Genomic DNA, 5,515 nt, shown 5'->3' with positions numbered 1-5,515 from the left:
TAGTCCTCGCCGCCGAAGCTGCGCACGACGCGATAGCCCTGGATCGTCTCCGCCGCAACGTGCGTCAGATCGCCCATGGCAGCTTGTATCTTGCGGCTTTGCCGGCGGAACTTGCGGCTTGCCCGGGTCACCATCAGACCGATGATCGGCAGCATGGCGAGCATCACCAGGGTCAGTTGCCAGTTCATCCAGAGCAGATAGGCGAAGAGGAAGATGACCGTCAGACCCTCGCGAATGACCACCTTGATCGCCTCGGTCGCTGCCCCGGTGACCATCGTCACGTCGTAGGTGATGCGCGAAATCAGGTGTCCCGAGTTGTTCTGGTCGAAGTAGACGTTCGGCAGGCGCAACAAGCTTCCGAACAAGGCTCGCCGCAGATCGTCGATCAGGCCCAGCGAAACGCGCGCCAGGTAGTAATTGCCGAGAAATGAACCGAGCCCCTGCCAACTGATGGCCAGCACCAGGAGGAGCGGAACAGCATGGATCAGGTCGAGTTCGCCAAGCACGGGAAGCACCTGGCGAGTCGTGCCCGGACCCGCGTTCAGCCCATCCACGAAGTACTTCAGGATGCCAGCCATCATCGGTTGCGACGAGGCAAAGATCAGATAGCCGAGCAGACTGACGACGAACCAGCCGATCAGCGGGCGCAGATAGCCGAGCAGGCGCAGGTAGACGCGCAAGGAAGATACCGGGAGCTGGCTGGCTGAGGGCATGGTGTCGATCGGCGGCGCGCACGTCCGGAAGGCGGAAAGGCGAGTCTAGCATGCCGCTCGTGCAGCGAAGGGGCAGCGCCTTCAGCGCGAGCGCGCGAGGTCGAAGTCGGCCGTGTTCAACTCGTCGATGAAGACCTGCGCGCTTGCCGCCGGCTGGCCGGTGCGGCAAGTGACGACGACGTTCGCCAGCGCCTGCTTCTTCTGCAGGACCTCAACCGCACAGCGGCCATACACCTGCTCGATGGTCGCCAGCAGGTTGCGCGAATAGGGCGTTGCCAGTGCGCTGTCGAGAATCAGATTGGCGATCAGCAGGCCGTCCGGTTCGATCACCCGGCGCGTCGCCAGCCAGAACTCGCGCGTCACCAGATGTCCGGGAATCGCCACGTGTGAGGAATAGACGTCGACCACGACGGCAGCGAAGCGCTGCTCGCTGCGCGCGACGAAGCGGCGCGCGTCGTCCACGACGAAGTCGCCGAGTGCCTGCTCGCGCAGAAAATGTTTCTCGGCGATGGCGCGCACCGCCGGGTCGATATCGACGTAGGTATAGTGATTGAGCGGTTCGCGGTGCGAGAGCGTGAAACCACCGGCGCCGAGAACGAGTATCTGCCGCTCGCGCAAGCCGAGCTCGTCGAGCAGGATGCTGCGAATGTGGCGGATGTAGCGCGCGTACTGTGGCGGATCGGCGTCGTCGATCAGCGAAGCGACCGAGCTGTTGTTGATGAATGCGCGACCATTCAGCGCGTCGGCGTAGGCCACCGGCTTGACCAGATAGCTGGCGTAGGCCGTCTCGATTTCCGGGCGCAGCCAGAGATTGGCGGTGCCGGTGAGCAGTGCACCGGCCAGCGCGGCGGCCAGCGCTGGTCGGGCGCCGCCGCGCAGGACAAGGAAACCGGCGAGCAGCAAGAGCGCGCAGAGGGCGACCGCCGCCGAAACGCCGAGCCACTGCATGACGACCAGCGAAAGGACGAGCGAGCCGAGAAACGAACCGAGCGTCGAGTAGTAGAGCGCTCGCCCGCTCGCCTCGCCGACACGTTGATGCTGCAACAGGTTGCTCAGAACCGGCACCGTCTGGCCAAGCAACCAGGCCACCGGACAGACGACACCGGCGACGAAGAACAGGTAGGCCAGCAGCGGCGGCTGGAGCAGCGTGAAGATCCGATCGACCACGACGCCGGACAGACCGCCGCCGATCAGGCAGGCGGCAAGCAGAAAGTTGCGCGCGACGACTTTCAGGTAGTCGGTTGCGACCTGCGCCCCGGCGTGGTAGCCGAGCGCCAGCGCGAGCAGGAAGAAACCGATGGTCGGCGCGGTGACGACGATCGAACTGCCCTGGTGTGGAATGAGCTGGCGCAGCGCGATGACTTCGGCGCCGAGCGAACAGAAACCCTCGATGAAGACGATCAGAAAAAGCAGAGCGGGTGGCATGGGCAGACTTTGTGCGCGACTGAGGAGTGTCCGCACTATACGCCGGCGGCCGGGGTTTGCCGCAGCCGGTCGGCGTTCTGCCTGCCCTGCGTCGAGCCGGGCGACCGGCCGGCCAGCGGTGCGGCTCAGGTGTTCTTCGGCGCGTGCGAGGCGTGGTGCGCCACACGGCCTTCGCTGACCCAACCGGCGCTGCGCTGGCTGGGATCGATCTGCAGGATGCGATGCGGCGCACCATCCATGGCAACGAGGACGGCAGCCGCGATCGCCGCGATGTCGTCGGCGACCGGCGCCGGCGGCAAGCTTGTCGCGCCCGGTCTGGCTGCCTTGTCGCCGGCACCGCCTTTTGGCGCGACAGCAGCGGTGGGCAACGTCGCGTGCAGCCGGTTGAGCAACGGGAAGAGCGCCAGGACAAAGCCTATCCCGCTGATGATGATGAAACTGAGGAAGAAATCGATCACGCTGAGAATCAGCGCTCCCTGGAGAGTATCTGGCACGATCGCGGTCATGGCGGGCTGAAAGCGGGAGGGTTGCAGGCAGTCGCCGAGCGCCCTGCGCGCACGACGACCAGACGGTTTGTCGCCATCTCAGGTCACACCGAGCAGGGCGAGCAGAATGCCGCCCGAAATCGCGGTGCCGAAAACGCCGGCAAGGTTCGGCCCCATGGCGTGGTAGATGAGGAAATTGTTCGGGTTTTCCTGGTGCGCGACGATGTGCGAGACGCGCGCGGCGATCGGCACCGAAGCAATGCCGGCCGAACCGATCAGCGGATTGATCTTGGTGCGCATGAACAGGTTCATGAGCTTGGCGGTGACGACGCCGGATGCGGTGCCGAAGAGAAAGGCAAGCAGGCCGAGGACGACGATTTCGAGCGTCTGCACGGTGAGGAACTTGTCGGCGGCCATCGTCGAGCCGATGGCGACGGTCAGGATGATGATGATCACGTTCATCAGTCCGCCGGCAGCGGTCTTCGACAGGCGGTCGGTGACACCGACTTCCTTCAGCAGATTGCCGAGCATCAGCATCGTGATCAGCGGCGCAACCGGGGGAAAGAAGAGATTGACGATGATCGCCATGACCAGTGGAAAGGCGATCTTCTCCAGCTTGCTCACCTTGCGGACCTGTGCCATGGAGATCTGACGCTCTGCCTTGGTCGTCAGCAGGCGCATCACCGGTGGCTGGATCATCGGCATCAGGGCCATGTAGGAATACGCGGCGACGGAGATCGGTCCGAGCAGGTGCGGCGCCAGCTTGACCGCGACGAAGATGGCCATCGGCCCGTCGGCGCCGCCGATGATGCCGATGGCGCCCGCCTCGCTGAGCGTGAAGCCGAGCAGCTTGGCGAGAATCAGGGCGACGAAGATGCCCAGGTGCGCACCCGCGCCGAGGATGACCAGGCGCGGATTGGCGATCATCGGGCCGAAGTCGGTCATTGCGCCGACGCCGAGGAAGATCAGCGGCGGAATGATCAGCTTCTCGACGCCCATGTAGGCATAGTGGAACAGCCCGCCGTCCTTGACCGCATAGAGCAGCGCCGAAATCGCCTGCCCGCCGGGCACATCATCCGGTGGACCCGGGACGTTGGCGACGATGCAGGAAAAGCCGATGCCGACGAGCAGCAATGGTTCGTAGTGCTTGGCGATGGCGAGATAGATCATCAGCGCGCCGATGACGATCATGATCAGGTTGCCGAAGGAAAAGTGCGCCGCTCCGGTCTGATCGAGCAGCGCCTGCAGGAAAATCAGTATCTGGTCTGCCATGGGTCTCTTTCGCGGTCTTGCCGAACGCTCAGCGCCGGCACCCAGCCGGTCAATTGCCTGGCGCAATCGACGAGTGATCGGGCGCCGGCAGTGTAGGCCGGGCGGCCTCGGAAAGAACTAGGGTTGGCCCTAGTTTTGCGCTGACGCGCACACGACCATGCTAAGGTATGGGCCGATCCGGATTTCACGACGGGAAGGAAACTGACATGACTTGTGCGCCTGCGACCTTCGGCAGCGCTCGCGCAGCGCAGAGCGGAACGCCCTGATGCAGCTCGCCCTGCGGCGCTGCCAGGCAGCGGGAATTGCCTTCTGGCTGCGCCGCGTCGCGGCCAGCCGGGCCGCCGCGCTCAGCCTTGCTCTGCTGCTGGCAACCGCCGTCGCCGCGCTCGACTATGCCACCGGGTACGAATTGCGCCTGGCGATTCTCCATCTGCTGCCGATCGCGCTGGCCACCTGGGCCGGCGGCACGACGGCCGGAATGAGCGTCGTCGGCGTCTCGTCGCTCTTCTGGCTGATCAGCTTTCGCTCGACGCATCCGTATTCGGGCGAAGTCTTTTTCTACTGGGAAGGCATCGTGATGATCACCGTTTACACGACCTTCGTTCTTCTGCTCACGCGCCTGCGCGTTGCGCTGAGCCGGGCCGACCAGCGCTTCTTTCGCGTTCTCGACGAACTGCATGCCGCCGTTTACGTTGCCGACCAGGCCAGCGGCACGCTGCTCTATGCCAATCGCAGTCTGGCCCGCCTGCTTGCCGTGGACCCCGGCACGCTGAAGGCCGGCGACCTTGCCCAGCGCTTCGGCCTGCCGCCCGAGAGCAGCGAAGCGCCGCCAAGTGGCGACTTCGTCGCGCGCGAAGTGCGCGATACGACGAACGGCCGCTGGTACCTGGTGCAGCGCGGTCCGATTCCGTGGAACCCGGCTCGCCGCGTCAGCCTGCAGGTGATTACCGACATCTCCGAACAAAAGCAGGCGCAACTCGTCCACCGTCAGCATCAGGAAATTCTGCATCAGACCGCCCGTCTGGCGGCGCTGGGCGAGATCGCCTCGACCTTGGCGCACGAACTGAATCAGCCGCTGACCGCTATCGCCAACTATAGCGGAGCCTGTCTGCGCATGCTGCAGGCGCCGCGCCACGACCGCCGCGAACTCGTCGCGGCGCTGCAGCGCGCGCGCGCGCAGAGCCTGCGCGCCGGTCGGATCATCGGCCGCGTGCGCGACTTCGTCCGTAGCCGGCATCCGACGCCAAGCGAGTGCGATATCAACGCGCTCGTCTGCGAGGCGCTCGAGTTGCTCGAGGCGCGGCTCGACGACCACGCGATCGCCACCGCGCTGACCTTGTCGGAAGATTTGCCGACGACGCGCGCCGACCGCACACTGCTCCTTCAGGTCGTCGTCAACCTGGTGCAGAACGCGATCGATGCGATGGCCGACACGGCGCCGGAATGTCGCCGCCTGCGTCTGTCGACCGCGCGCAACAGCGACGGAGCCATCGTCGTTTCGGTCGCCGATCAAGGCGCTGGCCTGGCCGAGGCGGCGAGTGAGAAGCTCTACACGCCATTTTTCACGACGCGCAGCACCGGCCTTGGCCTCGGCCTGTCGATCTGCCGCTCGGTCATCGA

The 5,515-nt window shown here is 65.1% G+C and carries 5 protein-coding genes; 1 reads left to right on the top strand and 4 read right to left on the bottom strand.

Annotated elements, in window-relative coordinates:
• The 4 genes from RKP46_RS14190 to RKP46_RS14175 all read right to left on the bottom strand — a co-directional run.
• The coding region (locus tag RKP46_RS14190; protein ID WP_311107236.1) for an ABC transporter transmembrane domain-containing protein at window positions 1-713 on the bottom strand (713 nt) is incomplete at its 3' end.
• A gap of 81 nt (window positions 714-794) precedes the next feature.
• Complete coding sequence (locus RKP46_RS14185) at window positions 795-2,138, bottom strand: fused MFS/spermidine synthase (protein ID WP_311107235.1); 1,344 nt, start codon at window positions 2,136-2,138, stop codon at window positions 795-797.
• A 125-nt stretch (window positions 2,139-2,263) separates the two neighbouring features.
• Window positions 2,264-2,632, bottom strand: a complete 369-nt coding sequence (locus RKP46_RS14180) for a hypothetical protein (protein ID WP_311107234.1) — start codon at window positions 2,630-2,632, stop codon at window positions 2,264-2,266.
• A 90-nt stretch (window positions 2,633-2,722) separates the two neighbouring features.
• Window positions 2,723-3,895, bottom strand: a complete 1,173-nt coding sequence (locus RKP46_RS14175; RefSeq protein ID WP_311107233.1) for a sodium ion-translocating decarboxylase subunit beta — start codon at window positions 3,893-3,895, stop codon at window positions 2,723-2,725.
• A gap of 265 nt (window positions 3,896-4,160) precedes the next feature.
• Here RKP46_RS14175 and RKP46_RS14170 point away from each other — a divergent pair.
• On the top strand, window positions 4,161-5,515 hold a 1,355-nt coding region (locus tag RKP46_RS14170), incomplete at its 3' end, for an ATP-binding protein (protein WP_311107232.1).

Origin of the sequence: Accumulibacter sp. (assembly GCF_031732815.1) — a bacterium.
In the GTDB taxonomy this organism is placed as follows: domain Bacteria; phylum Pseudomonadota; class Gammaproteobacteria; order Burkholderiales; family Rhodocyclaceae; genus Accumulibacter.
This window is presented reverse-complemented; position numbering and strand designations above follow the sequence as displayed.

Excerpts from the sequence above, each read along its gene's own strand:
- RKP46_RS14175 (WP_311107233.1), bottom strand. The coding sequence starts at position 3,895 with ATGGCAGACCAGATACTGATTTTCCTGCAGGCGCTGCTCGATCAGACC.
- RKP46_RS14185 (WP_311107235.1), bottom strand. The coding sequence starts at position 2,138 with ATGCCACCCGCTCTGCTTTTTCTGATCGTCTTCATCGAGGGTTTCTGT.